This is a genomic window from Segatella copri (genome assembly GCF_949820605.1).
GTDB lineage: Bacteria > Bacteroidota > Bacteroidia > Bacteroidales > Bacteroidaceae > Prevotella.
In genome coordinates this window covers 1,465,159-1,485,495 of the sequence record NZ_CATKVU010000006.1, presented here as the reverse complement: position 1 = coordinate 1,485,495, position 20,337 = coordinate 1,465,159, and the positions used below count along the sequence as shown (strand labels likewise).

20 protein-coding genes and 1 pseudogene are annotated in these 20,337 nt (G+C 43.1%); 15 read left to right on the top strand and 6 right to left on the bottom strand.

What is annotated here, in order from left to right; all coding sequences use genetic code 11:
- Window positions 1-23 precede the first annotated feature (23 nt).
- Entirely contained in the window at window positions 24-740 is a 717-nt protein-coding gene (locus tag RCO84_RS07380) for a tyrosine-protein phosphatase (RefSeq protein ID WP_317584578.1), read from the top strand.
- Window positions 741-778: 38 nt separating this feature from the next.
- Here the strand turns inward: RCO84_RS07380 and RCO84_RS07375 are convergent, their stop codons facing one another.
- From RCO84_RS07375 to RCO84_RS07355, 5 genes are all read right to left on the bottom strand, one after another.
- Complete coding sequence (locus tag RCO84_RS07375) at window positions 779-871, bottom strand: smalltalk protein (RefSeq protein WP_153073356.1); 93 nt, start codon at window positions 869-871, stop codon at window positions 779-781.
- A gap of 62 nt (window positions 872-933) precedes the next feature.
- Window positions 934-1,446, bottom strand: coding sequence for an N-acetylmuramoyl-L-alanine amidase (locus tag RCO84_RS07370; RefSeq protein ID WP_317584576.1), 513 nt, complete (start codon window positions 1,444-1,446; stop codon window positions 934-936).
- A 50-nt stretch (window positions 1,447-1,496) separates the two neighbouring features.
- Window positions 1,497-2,006, bottom strand: a complete 510-nt coding sequence (locus RCO84_RS07365) for an HU family DNA-binding protein (protein ID WP_317584574.1) — start codon at window positions 2,004-2,006, stop codon at window positions 1,497-1,499.
- Window positions 2,007-2,167: 161 nt separating this feature from the next.
- On the bottom strand, window positions 2,168-2,377 hold the full coding sequence (locus RCO84_RS07360; protein ID WP_117692838.1) for a DUF4248 domain-containing protein: 210 nt from the start codon (window positions 2,375-2,377) through the stop codon (window positions 2,168-2,170).
- Between the two features lie 101 nt (window positions 2,378-2,478).
- Window positions 2,479-4,752 carry a BT4734/BF3469 family protein gene (locus tag RCO84_RS07355; RefSeq protein WP_317584572.1) on the bottom strand — a complete coding sequence of 758 codons (2,274 nt, stop codon included), beginning with the start codon at window positions 4,750-4,752 and terminating at the stop codon, window positions 2,479-2,481.
- Window positions 4,753-5,031: 279 nt separating this feature from the next.
- Here RCO84_RS07355 and RCO84_RS07350 point away from each other — a divergent pair, with 279 nt between their 5' ends.
- The 14 genes and pseudogenes from RCO84_RS07350 to RCO84_RS07285 all read left to right on the top strand — a co-directional run bounded on the left by RCO84_RS07350 (window position 5,032) and on the right by RCO84_RS07285 (window position 18,892).
- Window positions 5,032-5,295 carry a hypothetical protein gene (locus tag RCO84_RS07350; protein WP_118079067.1) on the top strand — a complete coding sequence of 88 codons (264 nt, stop codon included), beginning with the start codon at window positions 5,032-5,034 and terminating at the stop codon, window positions 5,293-5,295.
- 600 nt (window positions 5,296-5,895) lie between these two features.
- Window positions 5,896-7,059, top strand: a complete 1,164-nt coding sequence (locus RCO84_RS07345) for an AAA family ATPase (RefSeq protein WP_144150699.1) — start codon at window positions 5,896-5,898, stop codon at window positions 7,057-7,059.
- Window positions 7,056-7,739: a hypothetical protein gene (locus tag RCO84_RS07340; protein ID WP_317584569.1), complete on the top strand. Its 684-nt coding sequence runs from the start codon at window positions 7,056-7,058 to the stop codon at window positions 7,737-7,739. Before RCO84_RS07345 ends, RCO84_RS07340 begins: the two co-directional genes overlap by 4 nt.
- A 95-nt stretch (window positions 7,740-7,834) precedes the next feature.
- The gene (locus tag RCO84_RS07335) at window positions 7,835-8,119 is read left to right on the top strand and encodes a hypothetical protein (protein WP_118085530.1); all 285 of its coding nucleotides are present in this window, start codon (window positions 7,835-7,837) and stop codon (window positions 8,117-8,119) included.
- Entirely contained in the window at window positions 8,110-8,448 is a 339-nt protein-coding gene (locus RCO84_RS07330) for a type II toxin-antitoxin system RelE/ParE family toxin (RefSeq protein ID WP_317584567.1), read from the top strand. The genes RCO84_RS07335 and RCO84_RS07330 overlap by 10 nt, the downstream gene beginning before the upstream one ends.
- Before the next feature lie 360 nt (window positions 8,449-8,808).
- Entirely contained in the window at window positions 8,809-10,134 is a 1,326-nt protein-coding gene (locus tag RCO84_RS07325) for a nucleotide sugar dehydrogenase (RefSeq protein ID WP_317584565.1), read from the top strand.
- Between the two features lie 146 nt (window positions 10,135-10,280).
- Window positions 10,281-11,561 (top strand): AAA family ATPase, encoded by a 1,281-nt coding sequence (locus RCO84_RS07320; protein WP_144150707.1) that lies wholly within the window; start codon window positions 10,281-10,283, stop codon window positions 11,559-11,561.
- A gap of 1 nt (window position 11,562) precedes the next feature.
- Window positions 11,563-12,174 carry an RloB family protein gene (locus RCO84_RS07315; RefSeq protein WP_144150709.1) on the top strand — a complete coding sequence of 204 codons (612 nt, stop codon included), beginning with the start codon at window positions 11,563-11,565 and terminating at the stop codon, window positions 12,172-12,174.
- Window positions 12,175-12,195: 21 nt separating this feature from the next.
- Window positions 12,196-12,450 (top strand): annotated as a pseudogene (locus tag RCO84_RS07310) (UDP binding domain-containing protein); the annotation flags it as partial.
- 178 nt (window positions 12,451-12,628) lie between these two features.
- Window positions 12,629-13,954 carry a UDP binding domain-containing protein gene (locus tag RCO84_RS07305; protein ID WP_317584563.1) on the top strand — a complete coding sequence of 442 codons (1,326 nt, stop codon included), beginning with the start codon at window positions 12,629-12,631 and terminating at the stop codon, window positions 13,952-13,954.
- Window positions 13,955-13,978: 24 nt separating this feature from the next.
- Window positions 13,979-14,791, top strand: a complete 813-nt coding sequence (locus RCO84_RS07300; protein WP_317584562.1) for a hypothetical protein — start codon at window positions 13,979-13,981, stop codon at window positions 14,789-14,791.
- A 5-nt stretch (window positions 14,792-14,796) separates the two neighbouring features.
- The gene (locus RCO84_RS07295; protein WP_317584560.1) at window positions 14,797-15,546 is read left to right on the top strand and encodes a caspase family protein; all 750 of its coding nucleotides are present in this window, start codon (window positions 14,797-14,799) and stop codon (window positions 15,544-15,546) included.
- Window positions 15,547-15,938: 392 nt separating this feature from the next.
- Entirely contained in the window at window positions 15,939-17,090 is a 1,152-nt protein-coding gene (locus tag RCO84_RS07290; RefSeq protein WP_144155788.1) for an IS110 family transposase, read from the top strand.
- Between the two features lie 71 nt (window positions 17,091-17,161).
- Window positions 17,162-18,892 (top strand): IS1182 family transposase, encoded by a 1,731-nt coding sequence (locus tag RCO84_RS07285; RefSeq protein ID WP_317585505.1) that lies wholly within the window; start codon window positions 17,162-17,164, stop codon window positions 18,890-18,892.
- A gap of 222 nt (window positions 18,893-19,114) precedes the next feature.
- Here the strand turns inward: RCO84_RS07285 and RCO84_RS07280 are convergent, their stop codons facing one another.
- Window positions 19,115-20,320 carry an IS256 family transposase gene (locus RCO84_RS07280; protein WP_317584557.1) on the bottom strand — a complete coding sequence of 402 codons (1,206 nt, stop codon included), beginning with the start codon at window positions 20,318-20,320 and terminating at the stop codon, window positions 19,115-19,117.
- Window positions 20,321-20,337: the final 17 nt, after the last annotated feature.

The window sequence follows — 20,337 nt, the reverse complement described above, 5'->3', positions numbered from 1 at the left end:
ATTGGATAAAAGAATAGAAAAATATGAATATATTCCGTGAGGCGTTCCGTTGGATTTGCAATCCGACGGCAGGCAAGAAAGCACCATCAGAGAGACTCCCCGGCGGCATCGACTGGCACTGCCACATCCTGCCCGGCGTGGACGACGGATTTCAAGAGGTAAAGAAGTCGTTGGAAATGTTGTGCCTTTACGAAGGCGCAGGCATGAGGGATGTCTGGCTTACGCCTCATATTATGGAAGACGTACCCAACGAGACCACCCATTTGCGCCAAGTATTTGCAAACTTCCAGAAACAATATCAGCAGGACTTCGCCGAGCGAAACCCTGCTGACAGAAAAATGCTCCGGCTGCATCTCGCAGCCGAAAATATGCTAGATGCGCTCTTCGAAAAGCGCCTGAAGGCAAACGACCTGTTGCCGCTGGGCGAGGATGGCAAGCTCCTGTTGGTGGAGACTAGCATCTTCTCTGCCCCGATGAATTTTCATGCCCTCCTGGAGCGCATCAAGAACAAGGGCTACACGCCCGTGCTTGCCCATCCTGAGCGCTACCTCTATATGGAGAAGTGCGATTACGAGAAGCTCAAGTTGATGGGCATAAAGTTCCAGCGAAATGCGTTCTCGATAGATGGGCAGTATGGCAAGAAGGTGCAGAAACGATGCAAGTGGCTCATGAAGCAAGATATGTACGACATGGTGGGCTCCGACATGCACCGCCTCAGCATCTTCTGGCAATACTGGTAGAATTAGAACTTAAGGTTAAGGTTTGATTACTGGGAATTTTACTGGCAGCTCTGTACGCAGAATGCGCTAGCTACGGCGGTAAGTACGGTGATGATGAAATTGATCACCTTCTTGATGGTTTCTTTCTTCATATTTCAAATTAAAATTAAAAATTCAACACTCAACATTCAACACTCAACATTTAACATAAGCATTAAAGTGGAAATTTTTTCGCTGCATCGAAGCAAGGGCATGCCTTCGGGGTGGTGCCCGGCAAGTCACGATGACCCACTATCTTAGCCTGTGGGAACGTGATCTTGAGCTTGCGCAGCAGATTCCACATTGCGTCATACTGGGCACGGGTAAGGGTGTCGGCAGGACGACCCTCGTCATCCAGCCCGCCCTCGTAACAGATGCCGATGGAGCAGCGGTTGTATGGGCGGGCATGTGAGCCCACCTCCAGAAGCTTTCTGAACTGCGTGATGCTTCCGTCCTTGTGGACATAGAAGTGGTAGCCCACGGTGCGGAATCCACGCTTCTTGTGGTCGCGCATCAGTTGCTTGTCGGTGTAGTTACGGTCGGCACGTGTTGCCGAGCAATGAATTACGAGAAAACGGACGCTCAGAGGTGAGTCCATCATCTCGCCGTTCTCTGTGTAGGCGAGCAGGAGATGCTCATTGAGCGCCTCCTCGCTGCCAATCGTCATCGGAAATCGATCTTGTGTCATTTTCGGTCAATTGATTTTAAAAACTTGTTAAGGGGATTCGCAATCCTCGGTTACTCAAGTCCTGAGTCACCCGAATCGCTGCCTGGGGCTGTGGTGGAGCCCGAATCGCTGCCCGGGTCAGTGGTGGAGCCAGAGTCGGTGGTGGTCGAAGACTTCTTTTTCTTAGCACCATACTTCTTCAAGTTGGCGTCGAGGTTGAGATTCACAGAGCGGAAGTCGCCCGTGGCGCGGGCTTTCATTCTTACTCCTTCGATGTTCTTAGATACGGTGAAGTCGTCGGCTTTCTCTACACCCATCTTGTTCTTGATGCTGATGTAGAAGATGGCGAGGTTGTCGAGCTTTACATTCTTGCCCATGAGCAGGAGCTCCTTGATGTGGGTCACGGCATCGATGAGGATGCCCTTGATGGTCCCGGCTGAGAATGGAGAGTTGTGACCATGCATGTGGTCGGCGAGCTCATCGAGATCTACAGTTTCACTAATGTGGGGCTTGGCGTAGTACTTGCCATAAGCCTTCACGTTCTTCTTGTTGTTGTTCTTCTTTAAATCGTACTCAATCATAAGGCTAATAAATTGTTTTATGGTTCGTGTTTCATGTATTAAAGCGCTGCGCAGTGCTTGTTTCTTGTTTACGGTTGCAAAGATACGACTTTCATAAGAGGCTTCTGTACGATAGGGGTGAGATAGGGATACGATGGGGCATAAAACTGGAAAACTCAGTATTATGGCTCGCCCAGATACTCATAGATGAGCAGCGTCTGGCGCATGGTGAAGGTCTTCGCCAACCGTTCGTAGCCCTCTCTTCGCAAGGCTTCAAGCAGAGGCGGACAGTGGTTTACCATTCGCATCAGGTGGTTTAGTGCCACGTGTTTCGACTGCTCCGGAAAGTAGAGCTTGGCAAGCTCGAATTTTTTGTATATCTTGATTTTCATATAAATTTGACTTTTATGAATCGCGGTAATAATACTTAGCGTTTCTCTTGATGATACTTAGCGTTGCTGGCAATGCTGGTTAGCACTTGCCAGAATGCTGCTTATTGTTGGTCAGAACCATTCTGGCTATCCGTAGCTATGGTTCTGTACGGTTTCAAGTACGTTTCTGCGCATTCGTTTGGGCTGCAGATCGCCTCGGTGTTGATTTCTCCCGGATTCTTCTCTATCACGAGCCATCCGTTACCTTTGGCGCGGTGTACCTTCTTGAAGCCCAGTCGCTGCATCACGGCACTCAGATTTTGGTGACTCATGTTGCGGCTCAGGGCAGGACTTCCGCCTATGCGCTCCATGATTTCCGATGAATAGCGGAACTTTACATATTGAGGGTCGGTGTCTGATTTCGGCACCTTGTAGAAGCGCAGTATCTGGTCTTCCATGAAGTTGGAAACCATGAACATGCCGTTGTGCTCCCTCATCACGTCTATGTCGACGGTGGTGAGCCAGTATACCCATCCCTCTTCCTGGTTCTTCACCCGATTAGTTACCTCTTGTCCCAGAGCTACAGCCTGGGAATAGACGTGCTGGTAGTCGATGGGTGTCTCCCTAGGGCTCTCGATATTGTCTACGAACCATGGTGAGTAGCGGCGGTTCTCCTCGTCGGTGATGATCTGTATGCTGTTGCTGGTGCCGCAGAGGGCACCACGGTGCAGCAGTTCCGAACGATACTTGTCGTAGGGGCGGCGGATGGAGAACACCAGCTTGGTGACGTTGCTCTTGAGGGCGCTCAGCCCCTTGCCGAAGGTAGACTCCAGCTCGTCGAGGCATATTAGTGCCTTGCTTGAGAAAGCCTCCATGAAGTCCTTGTCGGTATAGTTGGCGGTTGACTCGTTGATGAAGTACTGGCGCAGGCATGGTGGCAGGATATAATAGAAGAATGTGGTTTTGTTGATGCCACCCCTCCCGATGAATATCAGGATGGTCTGGCTCACCACTCTTGGTGATACCCATGCCACCACCATCGATACGAGCCATTTCTTGAAGAAGTATCTGAACTCTTCCTGCGAGTGGTGGTAGCCAGGGCAATAGTTGATGGTTACCCGGTTGGCAAGCTCGTTGATGTAGTCGGTCTTTCCGTCCCATTTGGGCAGACTCCTGAGATATTCGTCGAAGGGATCCCAAGGCTCGCTGAAGTCGCTGTTGATGATGGCGTGCAGCTTGATGGCGGTCACTTCGAGTCCCATCTCGTCCATCTGGGTCCAGATGGTGTTCTCTATGTTGTCGTCGATGCGGGTCCACTTATGGTATTTGCCTTTGATTATATCGCGACTCAGCACCTCGTGAAATCCCGTCACCTCATTGTGGTGAAACTCGTATCTCATCGAGAGCCACTGCTTGATTACCTTGACAGTCGCCTTACCCGAGAAGCCCTCGCCTTTGCGGTAGAAGTGCCAGGTGCCTAGTTTCTCGGTGTGCTTGTAGCATGATTTCATCACGCTGTCAGCATCGGGATAGTCGGAGCTGAAGTTGCTCTTGGCGTAGGTCATTGCCTCTTCCTTGTCTATGCCATAGCGCACGCACACCTTGCCGAAGTGGAGCACATACTCGTTGTGGACACCGCTCTCAAACTTGTAGCCCCACGTGTCGAGTAGGTTCAGTATGTGCTGCGCTGCCTCGTCCATCGTGGGAACCCCCTTGCCAAGTGCCACCATCTTCTGGCTGTTTCGCTTGCGCTTGCTGGCACGTTTGGCATATTTCGCTTCGTTGGCCTTCTTGGTGTAGAGCGCCTTCAGGTCGTGGGTGTCCAAGCCGAAAGGCTCTGCGTCCCAATGAAAGTAGGCGGTAGGGTCGTGGGCGAGTCCGCACATCCGGGTGATGTCTACGCATTGCTCGTCGGCAGGCACGCCTAGCAACTTACTGTAATAGCTCATCGCCTTGCGTATGATCACATCGAAAAGTTCCAGTGCGGTCACCTCGTCGTCATCTATGGGCAGGTATCTGGAGATGATGCGCAGACCCCGTTGGCTCACGGTGATGAACCTCATCATGGTATGAGGGTCGGCGTCCGCCTTCTGTACGACCTCCTTCATCTTTTCTGCAGGAATCTTGTCGATGTCCACGGCGATCATCTGGGTGGTCTTCACCACGTTGCGCAGTTCCTTGCCCCGTCCGTCCATGAGCACGGAGGTAGTGATGCCTGGCATCATCACCTTGGTTTGATGAGCGAGCTCGCTGCTGATGCGCATGTTCTTGCGGTAGTCTTCGGTACGCGCCTGGGTCATGGCGTCGAGGGTGATGATTCGCTGCAGTTCATCAAGACTGATGAGTTGTCTGCTTTCGCTGGAGGCGATAGCATAGAAGAAAGATGGTAATACCATTTCTTGTCTTTGTTCTTGTTCTGTTTTTGTCATTTTTAAGCAAATGATTATAAGTTGTTTTAAAATTGAATCATATAGATTCCGCTGCAAAGCTAAGCATAAAATTTGGCATTGAAATCAAAAAGTTCCGATTTTGGAACATAACATAAATTTATTTAAAATGTTTTTCAAAAAAATCAGAAGTGAAGTCATGGGAATCAAGGATTCCTACGACTACAGACGGGCATGATTTCTGTCCACAAGTGTTTTAATCTTTTAGTCCACAACGTGTTCTGGGCTATGCGTGAAGAACTGAAGGAAGATCGTTTTGAAGGTGGTCTTACTGAGGAGGAGAAGCATTGGGCTTCCACCAAGTCAGCCATCCGCAAGGAGTTCCGGCTGTCTGATGCGTACACCAAGAGTCTGGAGGCGATGGACCGTGATGTTTCCATCGACGACTACTGGGGCGCGATACGTTGGATGGAGTCGTTGGTGGGCGAGGCTCACAGAGACGAGCTGCTTCGTCTGATTGACGGGTTGCTGGAACCATTGTCGCCGAAATGAGCGATTTTTAGATTAGCAAACAAAGCGTGAAGTGTGAAGGGGATATATGAACTTTAGCGTGAAAAGAGTGTTAAAAAGAAGGCATAACTATCTGATACCCTTTCTCTTTATCTTTTGCGCACGATGTATATACAAAAGTTCTTATACACCCCCTTCACACCCACCCAAACATACAAACGAGAAGAAGTGATCGTAAAAGTCTGTGAAAATCTGACCGAATAGGTCTCATCTGCGGATAAGAATAGTAGAAGGAAAATCTGCGTCATCTGCGCAATCTGCGTGACTTTTCCCAGACCGAGCAGGTCTCTCAAATCTGTGTACATCTGTGAGATCTGTGGGACCTTTTCTGCGAGCACACCCATTCATAAAAATCAAATTCAGACAAGTTTTACTCAATCAATATCCAGGTAAGAATACGCTAAAAACGATTATTAATAAGGTGGAGCCGATGGGCGAGAGAAATGATTTTCGTACACGGATTTCACGGATTCTTTAGACTTGTTCTGTCTTTTTTCTTCTTTTGCTTGGTCGTTTCAATAAAAAAGTGTATTTTTGCAGCCATAAAAATGTTTTTTTAGTGAATACAATCAGAAAAAGTATATGAAGGAATATATTACCATACACAATGTTGGACCGCTTCGCCATATTGAACAGTTGGAGATTCTGCCTCTTACAGTTCTTATAGGTGAGTCTGCCATCGGAAAAAGTACACTGATGAAGGTACTTGTCCTGATGCGCTATCTATATAAGCGAGCTAATATTCGATCATTTCTAAAGCATTCGAAAATAACAAACTCTCCTTTCAGAATACGCTTTGAGTCTTTGCTAAAGACAACTAATCTTGTGGCTTTCTTTCAGAGTAATTCATATATACGATATGAGGTGCATGCAGATTCTGGTAATGTGTATAGCATAGAGTATGGCAATTCCAAGATCAAGCGTACGCTCTTGCCAGAGATAAGAGAAGAAGATTTGACCTTTTGGAAAGAGTCTTTTGTCTCGGAGAATAGAAATGTCATCCCTTCATGGTCGGCTAATGCTTTGACGAATAAGAATGCGTCGTTGGGATTTTATTTTCATGAGACTATGAATGACTTTGCCCAGGCGGTGAAGGATGACAAGGAATATGATCTCTCTTATTTGGGACTGAAACTTTCCGTGAAACATCCTAAGGGGCGTCCTGTGAAGTTGACTGTTATGCCTGTTGACGATGCCTATGCTCCAATAGAGCTTACCCAGGCTTCATCTGGTATCCAAACATCCACCCCTCTTTCCGTCATCGTGCAGCATTTTGCCAAGGATTATTCCTTTAAGGAGGCTTTCCGTAGGTCTGTGCTTGACTACCTTTATGATAACGAATTGTTGACAAAGTTTTCTCCGGTTATCGAACTGGCTGATTTACCAAAGTATGTGCATATTCATTTAGAGGAGCCTGAACTTAGTCTTTTTCCTGATGCTCAGTGCCGCTTAATAGATGATTTGGTGAAGACAGTTAATGCAGCTTCTTCCAATGACCGTAAGATGGGAATTATAATGGCTACACATAGTCCTTATATCTTGAACTACTTGAACGTTTTGATTCGTCAAACGGCTGCGGATCGTGCGAGAGTTGAGCCTGAGAATTTGGCAGTATATAGAATATACGATGGAAATGCTCAAACTCTCATGGCAACGGATGAGGAAGGAAAAGCCCTGGTTGATACATACGACTTGACAGAGATGATGTCTGCCATATATAATGAGTTTAACGAGTTGAGCAGATGAGAGACGAAGTGTTGATAGAACGATTGTTGCAAGTGCATTATCCTCAGGAGTATGACTTGGATATCCATGGGGTGGTTGTAGATATGGCTATCCATAGAGGGCTTGTCGAATTATCAGACTCCAAGGCTTGTGATGATTGTCAAGGACATCGTCCACATCGTGCTCAATGTGACAGGGTTAATTTGAGACTGGATACATCTGCCTGTCCTGTAGCCATTGTGGATTTTGAGAAGTATGTCAATCAATTTGATAATACTGTAGCTGCGATGAGGGATAGGTGCGATTACTTATTGGTCGATGCAACGGACGAGCATAACAAAATTGCCTTTTGTGATTTGACTTGCTCCGAAGAGAAGTATGTCAATCCCAATGATGGCAAGTATCCTTTGGGCAAGCGAGCCAAGGCTTCTTCACAGATGAGGAAATCCTTGGAACGATTATTGTTAGATCCATTGATGGCTCATTACATATTGACTTTTCCAGAGAAAATCTGCCTGTTTGGTTGGAGAGATTATTATGCTCCTGACGTAACTCCTCTGCGTGGAGATGCCGCTAGAAATATGTTGGCGTTTATGAGGACTCCCTCTGCGAATAGTCGAACATTAGCCAAGGAGATTTCCGTTATTGGGCATAATTTCAGCTTTGTCCAAGTAAAATATCCTTCTGTATATAAGTGGTGACGAATGATGTGTTAAAAACCAGAAATCCCTTGGCTATTTCAGATATTTCCCTTATATTTGCAGCATGTAAACAATAAAATAGGGAGGATTTGATTATGTATATGACAAATTCTGTTGAAAGAAATAATACAGTTGTTCCATTTTGGAATGAGATAAAGAAATTGAGTTGGGAAGATAGAAGCAATCTTGCCGAACTTATAGAGTTATCTTTACAAGAAGAAAAATGTGACGATAAGAAGATGCAATCATTTATCGATAACTTAGACGAAACAGCAATGAAAGCCGCTGCCGATTTCGCCTATAAGGAGTCTTTGTCTCAGAAAACGATTCCTCATTCAGAAATTTTGAATGTCGTGAAGGAGGAATTGGGGTGGAAATAAAAATCACCTGGTCAACATTGGCAAAGCAGCAATTGAAAGATATAGGTCAGTATGTTGCTGATAATTTTGGAGAACGTATAGCTAATAAATCTTTAGAGCGAATAGTGAAAAAGGTTAATAGCCTGTATGTATTTCCAGAAAGTGGTTCTTTTGATAAAAAATACTCGACAGACAGTTATACCGTACGACATTTAACGATTCATCCTAATGTTGTATATTATATTCAGTTTGCAAATCAGATTACAATAATGGCTGTAGCTCATGAGAAGCAATCGCCCCAAACGGTATCATCAATGATTACTCGCTTTATAGAGCATCATACGAAATAATGTCATCTGACCGAACGGTCTCATCTGTGGATAATGATTGTAGCAGGAAAATCTGTGTTCATCTGTGAGATCTGTGGGACCTCTACGGTGAGGTAGAAAAAAACAATTTCAAAACTAATTTTACTCAATCAATATCCAGATAAGAATACCCTCAAAGCAATTCTTATCTGGCAGGGACTCTATGTCCTTCATTTCCGATACGAAACAATTATATTGTTAGAAATAACAAAAAAATATATAAAACGAAAAGTAGCTTAGTAGTGTGGGCGCTACATAATCACCCACAACGCATCCTGTAGCTCTCGGCAAAAAGTAATTCCAACCAAGGCTCAGGATGCTATTATTCAAGAACTTAAAACTATGCGTAATTTTAATCAATTAAAAATTGCCGTAGCCGGAACCGGTTACGTAGGACTTAGTATTGCTACGCTTTTATCCCAACACCATGAGGTAACAGCAGTAGATGTAATTCCCGAGAAAGTAGATAAACTGAATCATCATATATCACCGATACAAGATGAGTATATCGAGAAGTATCTGGCAGAGAAGCCTCTGCATCTTACAGCTACCTTGGATGGCAAGTCAGCTTACAAAGATGCCGACTTCGTAGTCATTGCAGCACCAACGAACTACGACCCAGTGAAGAACTTCTTCGATACCACTCATGTAGAAGAAGTTATTGACTTGGTATTGGAGGTAAATCCCGATGCAGTGATGGTAATCAAGAGTACCATCCCAGTAGGTTACACCCGAAGCCTATATCAGAAGTATGCCCAGAAGGGAGTGAAGCAATTCAATCTCCTTTTCTCCCCAGAGTTCCTCCGAGAGAGCAAGGCACTCTATGATAATCTCTATCCAAGCCGTATCATCGTAGGCTATCCTAAGCTGCTAGATCGTCCTGAGTTCGCAGAAGAAAATGAGGCAATCTTGAAGGTTACTGATGTAGAAAAGTTGAAAGAAGCAGCCAAAACTTTTGCCGCTTTGCTTCAGGAAGGAGCCATTAAGGAAAATATCGATACACTCTTTATGGGCATGAAGGAAGCAGAAGCCGTCAAGCTCTTCGCCAATACCTATCTTGCCCTAAGAGTAAGTTACTTCAATGAATTGGATACATACGCCGAAGTCAAGGGCTTGGATACCAAGGCAATCATTGATGGCATAGGCCTTGACCCACGTATCGGCACCCATTACAACAACCCAAGTTTCGGCTATGGCGGTTATTGCCTGCCAAAGGATACCAAGCAGCTTCTGGCAAACTATGCCGATGTACCAGAGAACCTGATAGAGGCAATTGTAGAGAGTAACCGTACAAGAAAAGACTATATTGCCGATGCCGTGCTGAAGAAGGCTGGATATTATGGCTATGCCGATGACAATAGTTATGATGCAAGCAAGGAGCACGCTTGTGTGATAGGAGTTTATCGCTTGACGATGAAGAGCCACAGTGATAACTTCCGCCAGTCTGCCATCCAAGGCATCATGAAACGTATCAAGGCAAAGGGTGCAGAGGTGATTATCTATGAGCCTACATTGGAAGATGGTACAACCTTCTTTGGCAGCAGAGTAGTAAATGATATGGCAGCATTCAAGTCACAGAGTCAGGCGATTATTGCCAACCGCTATGACCCCTCGCTCGATGATGTGAAAGAGAAGGTATATACACGAGATATCTTCCAACGGGATTAGGAGGTGCCGCAGAGAACTATATGTGTTAAATTATGGTTAAAATGTAGTATGTTTACAAAAAATATAGGTTGATTCTTGCAAATAAAAAAAACAATTTGTATTTTTGCAATCAAATTACAATAATTATATTAATATATATAGATATTATGATAAGAGATTTCTGGGTAAAAAATTATCTTTCTATTCGAGATAAACAGGAGTTGAATTTCTTGGCAAAGGAGTCTTCTTCGGAACTTGTTACAGAGATAGCCGAAGGAACTTTCTTGTACAAGTTAGGAATTCTGTATGGCTCAAATGCTTCCGGAAAATCAAATATGCTGATTGCATTGAATGAAGTATTTCGTTTGTTAATTCTACCCAAATCAGATGCTACTCAAAGAATAAATGGAAGCATTCCTTTCATGCTCACCAAGGATGATCCAACCGAAATGCACGTTTCGTTTTATGCCAATGGTGTCCGATACGACTATGATGTAGCATTCAATGACAAGTACATATTGAGCGAAGCACTTTATTATTATCCTAACAAATCAAAGTCGTTGTTTTATGAACGCACATTTGTAGGAGATAACGTGCAGGCTGAGATCAAGTTTGGTCCAAGTCTCAGGCTGCTGGTAAAAACGCAAGAGAGCATCCGTGAGAACACCTTGAATAATCATAGTGTTTTGTCTGTTTGTAGGAAAGCTGCCTTGAAAGAAGATATTGATCCATTCAATATTCTTCATGGCTGGATTATGGAGAACTATCACGATGTTGACGGTGACGGCGAAAAGGGGATCGTGGAAATCCTAAAGGATGCTTATGCAAATTCTAAAAAGCGTAAGTTCTACAACATCATGCTTCAAAAGGCAGATTTGAACATCTTGGAGTATAAGCCTATCGTAGAAGATCGGTTGGTGCCTAATGAGTTCCGTCAACGTATCCTCATGGAAAATATTCCAGAAGATATGAAAGTAGCTCTGCTTCAATCCACCTCCGATTCCGTGGCATTTGTCAATCACTCTACAAATGGAGATTTTGACATTCCGCTCAGATTGCAGTCAAAGGGTACTCAAAAATATATACGTATTTTAGAGGCATTATATGATATGATAACAGCTTCTCATGTGTATTATCTTGATGAATTAGGTGAGGATTTACATAATGACCTGTTATACTACTATCTCAATGTCTTTATCTTTAACTCCGAAAAATCGCAGTTGATTATCACCAGTCAAGAAACGACCCTGCTTTCTCAAGACCTTATCAATGAGAATAGAGGCGTTGTGTGGTTTGTGGAGAAAAATAAAGAGACCGCATCTTCCGAGTATTCTCGTGGCGATTCTTTCGGGTTGCACAAGAATCTGTCTCTTTATAATTCTTATCGCATCGGACGTTTGGGGGCAAAGCCCGAATTAGGTAGTATCTTTATAAATCTGGAGGATTGATATGGGCAAGTTACGACAAACAGCACTTATCTTGGGTGAAGGACCTACGGAATTTTTCTATTTCAAATCCTTATGCGATGTATTCAAACGCTTGACTATCAAGCCAGACTATCCCAAGCATACAAGTATCAAGGAACTTGATTTGAAAATATCTGAGGGGGTGGCGATGGGATACAACCACATATTCTGCATAATTGATATGGACACGAAAGATGTAGAACCAGAGCGTTCCCAATATCAAAGATTAAAGGCAAAATATGCCAAGCCCATCAATAAACCCAAGAAAGGCATATACTGCAAGGTTGAGTTCTTTGAGACCCACCGCTGTACGGAACTGTTCTTTCTCTACTATTTTCGATACACATCACGTCCATACGATACGCAAGAACCATTGCTCAAGGATTTGAACCAATGTGTGGAATACAGGAAAACCATCTCCTTCTTCAACAAATCCAAAGGCTTACACTCCTACTTTGAACGCAACGGGGGAAGCCTTGAAAAAGCTATTGCTAATGCCTCTCGTTCTATGGATGAAGTACAAAAGGAAGGTAGGGATTATACTTTCTCGGAGCTTGGTAGGTTGATGAAAAGACTGGCAGCACTCTCAGAATAAATACAAATGTAGTAATCCATGATGAAGAGCAACAGCGATAACTTCCGCCAGTCTGCCATCCAGGGCATCATGAAGCGAATCAAGGCAAAGGGTGCAGAGGTGATTATCTACGAGCCTACATTGGAGGACGGTACCACCTTTTTTGGTAGCAAGGTGGTGAATGATATGGATGCTTTCAAGTCTCAGAGCCAGGCGATTATCGCCAACCGCTATGATGCTTGTTTGGATGATGTACAAGATAAGGTATATACACGAGATATCTTCCGGAGAGACTAGGAGATGCCGCACCTCCTACAGGGAAGAATTCAATTGCCCCAGCAAATCAACACTAGCGAAAAGTAGCTTGGTAGTGTGGGCACTACATACTCCACCTACAAGGCATCCTACAGCTCTCTTTCGGAAACTGACCCACCGAAAGAGGCTCAGGATGCTTATTATTCAAAAACTTAAAACAATGCGTAATTTTAATCAATTAAAAATTGCCGTAGCCGGAACCGGTTACGTAGGACTCAGTATTGCTACGCTTTTATCCCAACATCATGAGGTAACTGCAGTAGATGTAATTCCCGAGAAAGTAGATAAACTGAATCATCATATATCACCGATACAGGATGAGTATATCGAAAAATATCTGGCAGAGAAACCTCTGCATCTCACTGCCACATTGGACGGCAAGTCTGCTTATAAAAATGCAGACTTCGTAGTTATTGCAGCACCAACGAACTACGACCCAGTGAAGAACTTCTTCGATACCACTCATGTAGAAGAAGTTATCGACTTGGTGCTGGAGGTAAATCCCGATGCAGTGATGGTAATCAAGAGTACCATCCCAGTAGGTTACACTCGAAGCCTCTATCAGAAGTATGCCAAGAAAGGAGTGAAGCAATTCAATCTCCTTTTCTCTCCGGAGTTCCTCCGAGAGAGCAAGGCACTCTATGATAATCTTTATCCAAGCCGTATTATAGTAGGTTATCCAAAGTTGATAGAACGCCCTGAGTTTAGAGATGAGAACGAGGCAATCTTGAAGGTTACTGATGTAGAAAAGTTGAAAGAAGCAGCCAAGACGTTTGCCGCTTTGCTCCAGGAAGGAGCCATTAAGGAAAATATCGATACACTCTTTATGGGCATGAAGGAAGCAGAAGCCGTCAAGCTCTTCGCCAATACCTATCTTGCCCTAAGAGTAAGCTACTTCAATGAATTGGATACATACGCAGAAGTCAAGGGCTTGGATACCAAAGCAATCATTGATGGCATAGGTCTTGACCCACGTATCGGAACGCATTATAACAACCCAAGTTTCGGCTATGGTGGTTATTGCCTGCCAAAGGATACCAAGCAGCTTCTGGCAAACTATGCCGATGTACCAGAGAACCTGATAGAGGCAATTGTAGAGAGTAACCGTACAAGAAAAGACTATATTGCCGATGCCGTGCTCAGAAAGGCTGGTTATTACAGCTATGCCGATGCCAATAGCTATGATGCAGGTAAGGAACATAAGTGTGTGATAGGAGTTTATCGCTTGACGATGAAGAGTAACAGTGATAACTTCCGCCAGTCTGCCATCCAGGGTATAATGAAGCGAATCAAGGCAAAGGGTGCTGAGGTTATCATCTACGAGCCAACATTGGAGAATGGCAGTACCTTCTTCGGAAGCAAAGTAGTAAATGATATGGCTGCATTCAAGGCACAGAGCCAAGCCATCATTGCCAATCGCTATGATGCTTGTTTGGATGATGTACAAGATAAGGTATATACACGAGATATATTTAGAAGAGACTAAGCTAAGTCATAAAGATTATATGGTATGTGGTTTGATAAGAAAGATCCTGAAGAGCTTTATCCTCCTAAAGATGAATATCAGAAAAAATATCGTCAAGCATTTGATGGCATTGTAGATAAGTATTTGATTTATCATTGTGAGGATGAGAATGCCAAAATACTAATTTACATTGATCTAGATAATGATATAGATTGGATCATGAAGAAAGATCCTTTAGATGGAAATGAAGAATTAAACCAGGAGAGAAACAAATGGCTAGCCAATCTAGATATAGCACAAGCTTCACCATGTTTGAATCTGAGTGAGAAAAACATCATAAAGTTCAAGATAATGCTAGGAGCTGGTTATGAGAGTGCCTTATATGGAAATTTCGATTCAGTTCAGTCATGCATTGATCAAGCTTTGCTTTTCCTAAAAGCAAGAAACAAAGAACAGAGTAGATACATTATTTTAAGCGTATCGACGACAATTGTTATTATGTCTTTAATAGCAGGTTGCATTTGTAACTTGTTTTCCGATAAACAAATAGTCGGGTTAGAACTTGGTGTTCTTGGTTCTTATGTTTCCATTTGGTCAAGGTTTGGAAAAATGAATCTGACAGGTCTGGCTTCTAAGAAGATTCATTATTTGGAGGCTTTTGCCCGCTTGTTTTGTGGTGGTATCTTTGCTTTTGTAGCCATATTGTTTATTGATACAGGATTAGTTTTAAAAGATATTACAGTTTCAAACCCGTGGGCATATCATTGTATAGTTGGTTTTATTGCTGGTTTTAATGAGCGATTTGTACCTTCTATCATAGAGTCATTTACGTCAAATGTAACAGAAGAAAAAAAGTAATGATTATGAGACGCAAACTATATTTAATTATAAGTGATGGCGGAGGAAATACTCCTCTTCGTGGTGTTCACATAGATAAAGATAATTTTCTGAATTTCTTCAAGTCTCCAGAAGGTGGAGCATGGAAGGATGACGAAATTCTGGTTTTTGAGAATAATGATTTTGATTTAGATATCCTTCGGATAAATGACCTTAATGCAAGAGTAGATGAGAAACCGATAGATTTCTATTTAATAGTATATTGTGGTCATGGTTTTACAGACCAGCATAAACAGATCAATTTTGAAGTTCGACCAGATAATTATTTAAATCTTAATGATTTGTTGGGAGCAGTTGCTCAAAGCCGCTGTTTAGTGATAGCTGATAGTTGTAGAGCTATATATCATTTGCAGGAAGGTGGTCGTATTGCAGATCTACGCATGTTTAGTACTAGTGAAGTTGCACGAAATAGTGTTTATGCAGACTTATGTCGAGAGACGTATAATAACTTGATAGAGGCTACTCCTACAACAATGCAGGTGGTTTATTTCTCTAATTCTTATGGTGAAACCGCTGATGAAAATTCTCGTGATGGTGGAGTTTATAGTCATGAGTTATTGGCTGCTGCCAAAAGAAAAAAAGAAGAATTTGAAACATTACAACATACTAATAATAATTCTTATTATGCGACCATTGATGAAATTCACGCAGAGGCAGCAGGTATGGTGGTGAATAAAAGGGGGTGTAATTTAAACTGTGTCAAGGCTTGTTCTTAACTTTCATTCCCACGAGGGTGTGTCATAAGTCTGTGACGCACCCCTTTTTATTTTTTGCCTTTTCACAGATACGAAATCTTTAAAAAACATTTTTATTTACAACAAAGCCCAAACTTTCACAAGCTCGGGCTTTGCCTTTCCGCAAAAGATTTGTATTTTTGCAGAAAACTTCTTAAAGTATGGCAAATTTAGATAAAATTTCTGAATTATAAGCCAGTATAATAAAAAACTTCAATGATTTCCCTCGAATTGTGCGAAATTAGCCTTGTTTTTCGAGAAATCAAGACCACAACTGCAAAAAATCCTACTAACGTGCTCTGAGTCACAAAAATATTTATTATCTTTGAAGCAGTGTTCGTTAACTGATTTTTTAACTTCAAAAATGTAGGCTTATGAAAGCAGTATGTGGTCTTGACGTGCACAAAGATAGTATTTTTCTTTGTATTTTGCACAGTGATGGTGAATTATTTGAGCAAGTTTTCGGTGTTTTAACATTTCAGCTGGAAGAAATGCGGAAATTGCTCCAAAAGCATCATGTTTTTGAGGTTTGTATGGAGAGTACCAGTATCTATTGGATACCAATATGGCGTGTGCTTTCTCCTCATTTTACTCTGCGTCTGGTAAATCCTTATTTCATCAAGCAACTTCCAGGTCATAAGAGTGATATCAAGGATGCCCAGTGGATAGCAGAATGTACATTGAAGGAATTGGTTAGGGGAAGTTTCGTTCCTCCAGAGATTATTCAACAGCTTCGCCAGTACGATCGCCGAATCTTTGACCTCAATGCGGAGATTGTCCGTAAGGTTTCCAAGGTGGACGGCGTACTCCAACGTTGCAATATCCGCTTGAGCAATTATGTATCCAACATCGAGTGTAAGAGTTACCGCGATGTCGTGCGCAGGCTCTCGGAAGGTGTCACAAATCCAAACGAGCTGATGAAGCTTGTTCATGGTCGCATTATCAATCGTCATGGTGCGGAGACGATATTAGCCTCATTGACAGGCGTTGTCTCCCAGGCAGAAATAGATGTACTGCGCCAACTCCATGAGGAGATTGGCATCGCCGAGAGCCACAGAAACGAATGTCAGCAGAGAATGTTGGAGATATGCGAGAAGCATTTTCCAGAGGAACTCGAACGCTTGCAGAAAATTCCCGGAATCAAGGAACGTGCCGCAACATCATTGATCGCAGAGATCGGAACGGATATGAGTAAGTTCGAAACGGCAAACCACCTTGCTTCCTGGAGTGGACTGAGACCAAGAAATGACGAGTCCAACAAGAAAATCAAGTCTCGTAAAATTACCCATGGCAATGTCTACCTCCGCAACACCATCATTCAATGTGCCTGGGCTGCCAGTCGTCAGAAAGACTGTTTCTTCAGTAGATTCTCGTATCACCAAACAATTGTGAGAAGAAAGAACAAAATGAAGGTGATTGTTGCTGTGGCGAGAAAGTTACTTGTCGCCGTATGGCATGTCTTACATGACAAGACAGACTATGTCGACTTCAAACCAGATCGTGAAGAATCCGCCAACAACGGATGACCATGATATACCTTCCATGATAAAGCTATTATCTTTGTGATGGGTTTAGACCTCGTTTGCAAATTAACTTAATGTCATGGGAGGCTATGGAAGTCAGTATGAGTAAAACTCGAAGAGGAAAGTATACTGATAATCGCATTTGCTATATAAGCAAGTGCAAGGGAGACATGCGCCTTTATTTACGAAGAAAAGGCAAACTCTCTTGTTTTAGTTACCTTGTGCGAGGGAAATCATTTTCGTTTTATAGAGGAAAGATACAAATAAAATCTGAAACTCGGCACGAATTGAGCTTTTTTCCTAACTCTTTCGATGATTATGTGCCAAAAGACAGCAAAGTTCGTATGGTGGATCGTATTGTTCGCAGTATGGACATCAACCCTCTCATGGATACCTATGATGGGATTGGTGCTCCTCCTTACAGTCCGAAGATGCTTCTAAGTTTAGTTGTTTTTGCCTATATCAATGGCGTTTATTCCTGTCGTGGCATAGCGGACGCACTTAAATACGATGTTCGCTATATGTGGATTTGTGGAGGTAAGCAATTATCTTTCGCAACAATCAACCGCTTTAGATCCAATCATATGATTAAATGCATCGACTTTTATTTTGATGCAGTCGTCTCCATATTGGCTGAAAAGGGCGTGATTAGTCTGGAGGAACAATATGTTGATGGTACTAAGATAGAGTCGAAAGCAAACAAGTACACGTTTGTATGGAAGAAGACTGTGGAAAAGAACAGAGCTAAGCTCTTGGAAAAGACCTCTGCTGCATTGGCTCAGATAAAAGAACAAATTCGCCTGAATGGCGGGAGTGACATTAGGGAAGAAGACAGCGAGCCAGCCACTTTCGCCAAGGATGTAGAGAGAAGTGCACGTTTGTGTGAGAGGCAAGTGAAGAACCTTCCTAAGGCAAAGCTTACAGGAAGAGAGAAGCAAAAGCTAAATACTCAGATAGATCACTTGTTCAAAGCCTCGGACAAACTGTGCGAGTATGAAAAATCACTGGATATACTGGGCGAGAGAAACAGTTACTCCAAGACTGATCCCGATGCGACCTTCATGCGCCTCAAGGAAGATGCCATGAACAATGGGCAGACAAAGCCTGCCTATAACCTTCAAATTGCGACAGAGAATCAATATTGGACGAATTTCGCCCTTTATCCCAATCCAACAGACACCCTGACCTTCAAGCCTTTTTTGGATAAGTACAAGAAAAGATATGGAAAGCAATCCAAGAGCGTCACCGCAGACTCAGGGTATGGCTCGGAGGAGAACTACGAGTACCTAGAGATGGAAGAGATGATGGGTTATGTAAAGTACAACTGGTTTCACAAGGAACAGCATAAGCCTTTCAAGGAGGATGCCTTCAACCAAGCGAACTTCTACTACAACAGGGATGATGACTATTATGTCTGCCCCATGGGACAACACATGGAACCTTGTGGACAACGGCAAACGAAAAGTGACTCCGGCTATGTGTCTGTCATTACATTATATAGAGCACAACGATGTGATGGATGTCCGCTTGGAAGTCTCTGCAAGAAATCCAAAGGCAACAGAACCATATATGTCAACCATAAACTGAATGCATATAAAAAGGAAGCCTTCCTGCTACTAACGTCTCAAGAGGGCTTGAAACACAGAAGCCAGCGACCGATAGAGCCGGAAGCTGTATTTGGGCAGATGAAGGCAGATATGCATTATAAGCGATTCAGGCATTTTGGAATGGACAAGGTTTACATGGATCTAGGATTGTTCGGAATGGGATTCAATTTGAAGAAATATTTGGGTATAAAACGATAAAACTCAATTTTGTTTTTTTTATCGTCAGGGATAACTATGCCCTTTTGTGAGCTTTGGGGCTGTTTTGTTATCGATAAAACAAGAAAAGTAAAGTTTCTATACAATATAATAAGATTCCCTTTGTGAAGAAAGACTACGATTCAACTAGAAGATACAGAAACACACAAAAAAAAGGGTGTGTCACAGACTTATGACACACCCTCAGCCTTTTCGGCTGCAAAGTTACATAATTTTAAATCTATCTCCAAATTTTATTGCCATTTGTTGAGAAATTTGTCCCCAATTTGCCAGTGGCATAGTCCATTTCTTACGGATGTTGCGGTAAGCTAAGTACACAAGCTTCTCCAAAGAATTATCCGTAGGAAAGACCCCTTTAGTCTTTGTGACCTTTCTTACCTGTCTGTGATACCCCTCAACCGTATTGGTCGTATAAATGAGTTTACGGATGGTTGGAGTATATTGGAAATACTCTGTCAGACGTTCCCAATTGTCACGCCATGACTTGATGACAATTGGGTACATCTCTCCCCACTTAGACTCTAACAGGTCTAAATTAGCAGCAGCGGAGTCTTTGTTTACTGCACCATATACTGTTCTTAAATCCTTGATAAACTCCTTTTGATGCTTACTGCCAACATACTTGATAGAATTGCGTATCTGATGGACAATACAGAGCTGCACAGAACTCTCAGGAAATACGCTTTGGATGGCATCCGGGAAGCCTTTGAGACCATCAATACAACAAATCAAGATGTCTCGAACACCACGGTTCTGAAGATCCGTAAGAACTTCTAGCCAGAAGTTAGCTCCTTCACTCTTAGACACATACATACCTAACAGTTCTTTTTGGCCTTCCTTGTTGATACCAAGAATGTTGTAAATGGCTCGTGTGACAGCTCTGCCATTCTCATCCTTTACCTTATAATGGATAGCATCAAGCCAGCAAATGGCATATACAGGATCGAGCATGCGAGACTTCCAGGCGGTGATTTCGGGTAATACACGGTCTGTTATAGAGCTGATTGTATCGGCTGATAGAGTTGTGTTGAACTCACGCTCAAAGTAGCTGCTGATGTCACGTGTGCTGGTGCCCATGGCGTACATCTCAATAATCTGGTCTGCCATGCCATTGGCAAGAATAGTCTCACGCTTCTTTACGGTCTCAGGTTGGAAAGTTCCGTCTCGGTCACGAGGAGTCTCTATAGTGACCTCACCATATTTTGTTTGAACCTTCTTACTCATCTTACCATTACGACGGTTGCCGGAAGAGCGTTCCTCTTCACTTAAATGAGCGTCCATCTCACCTTCGAGAGCTGAGTTGAGAATACGCTCTAACAATGGAGCTAATGCTCCGTCCTTGCCAAATAAGGCTTCACCACTACGCAACTGCTGAGCTGCTTTCTTGTAATCAATTTCTAAGTTGTCCATAATATAAAAACTGTGTT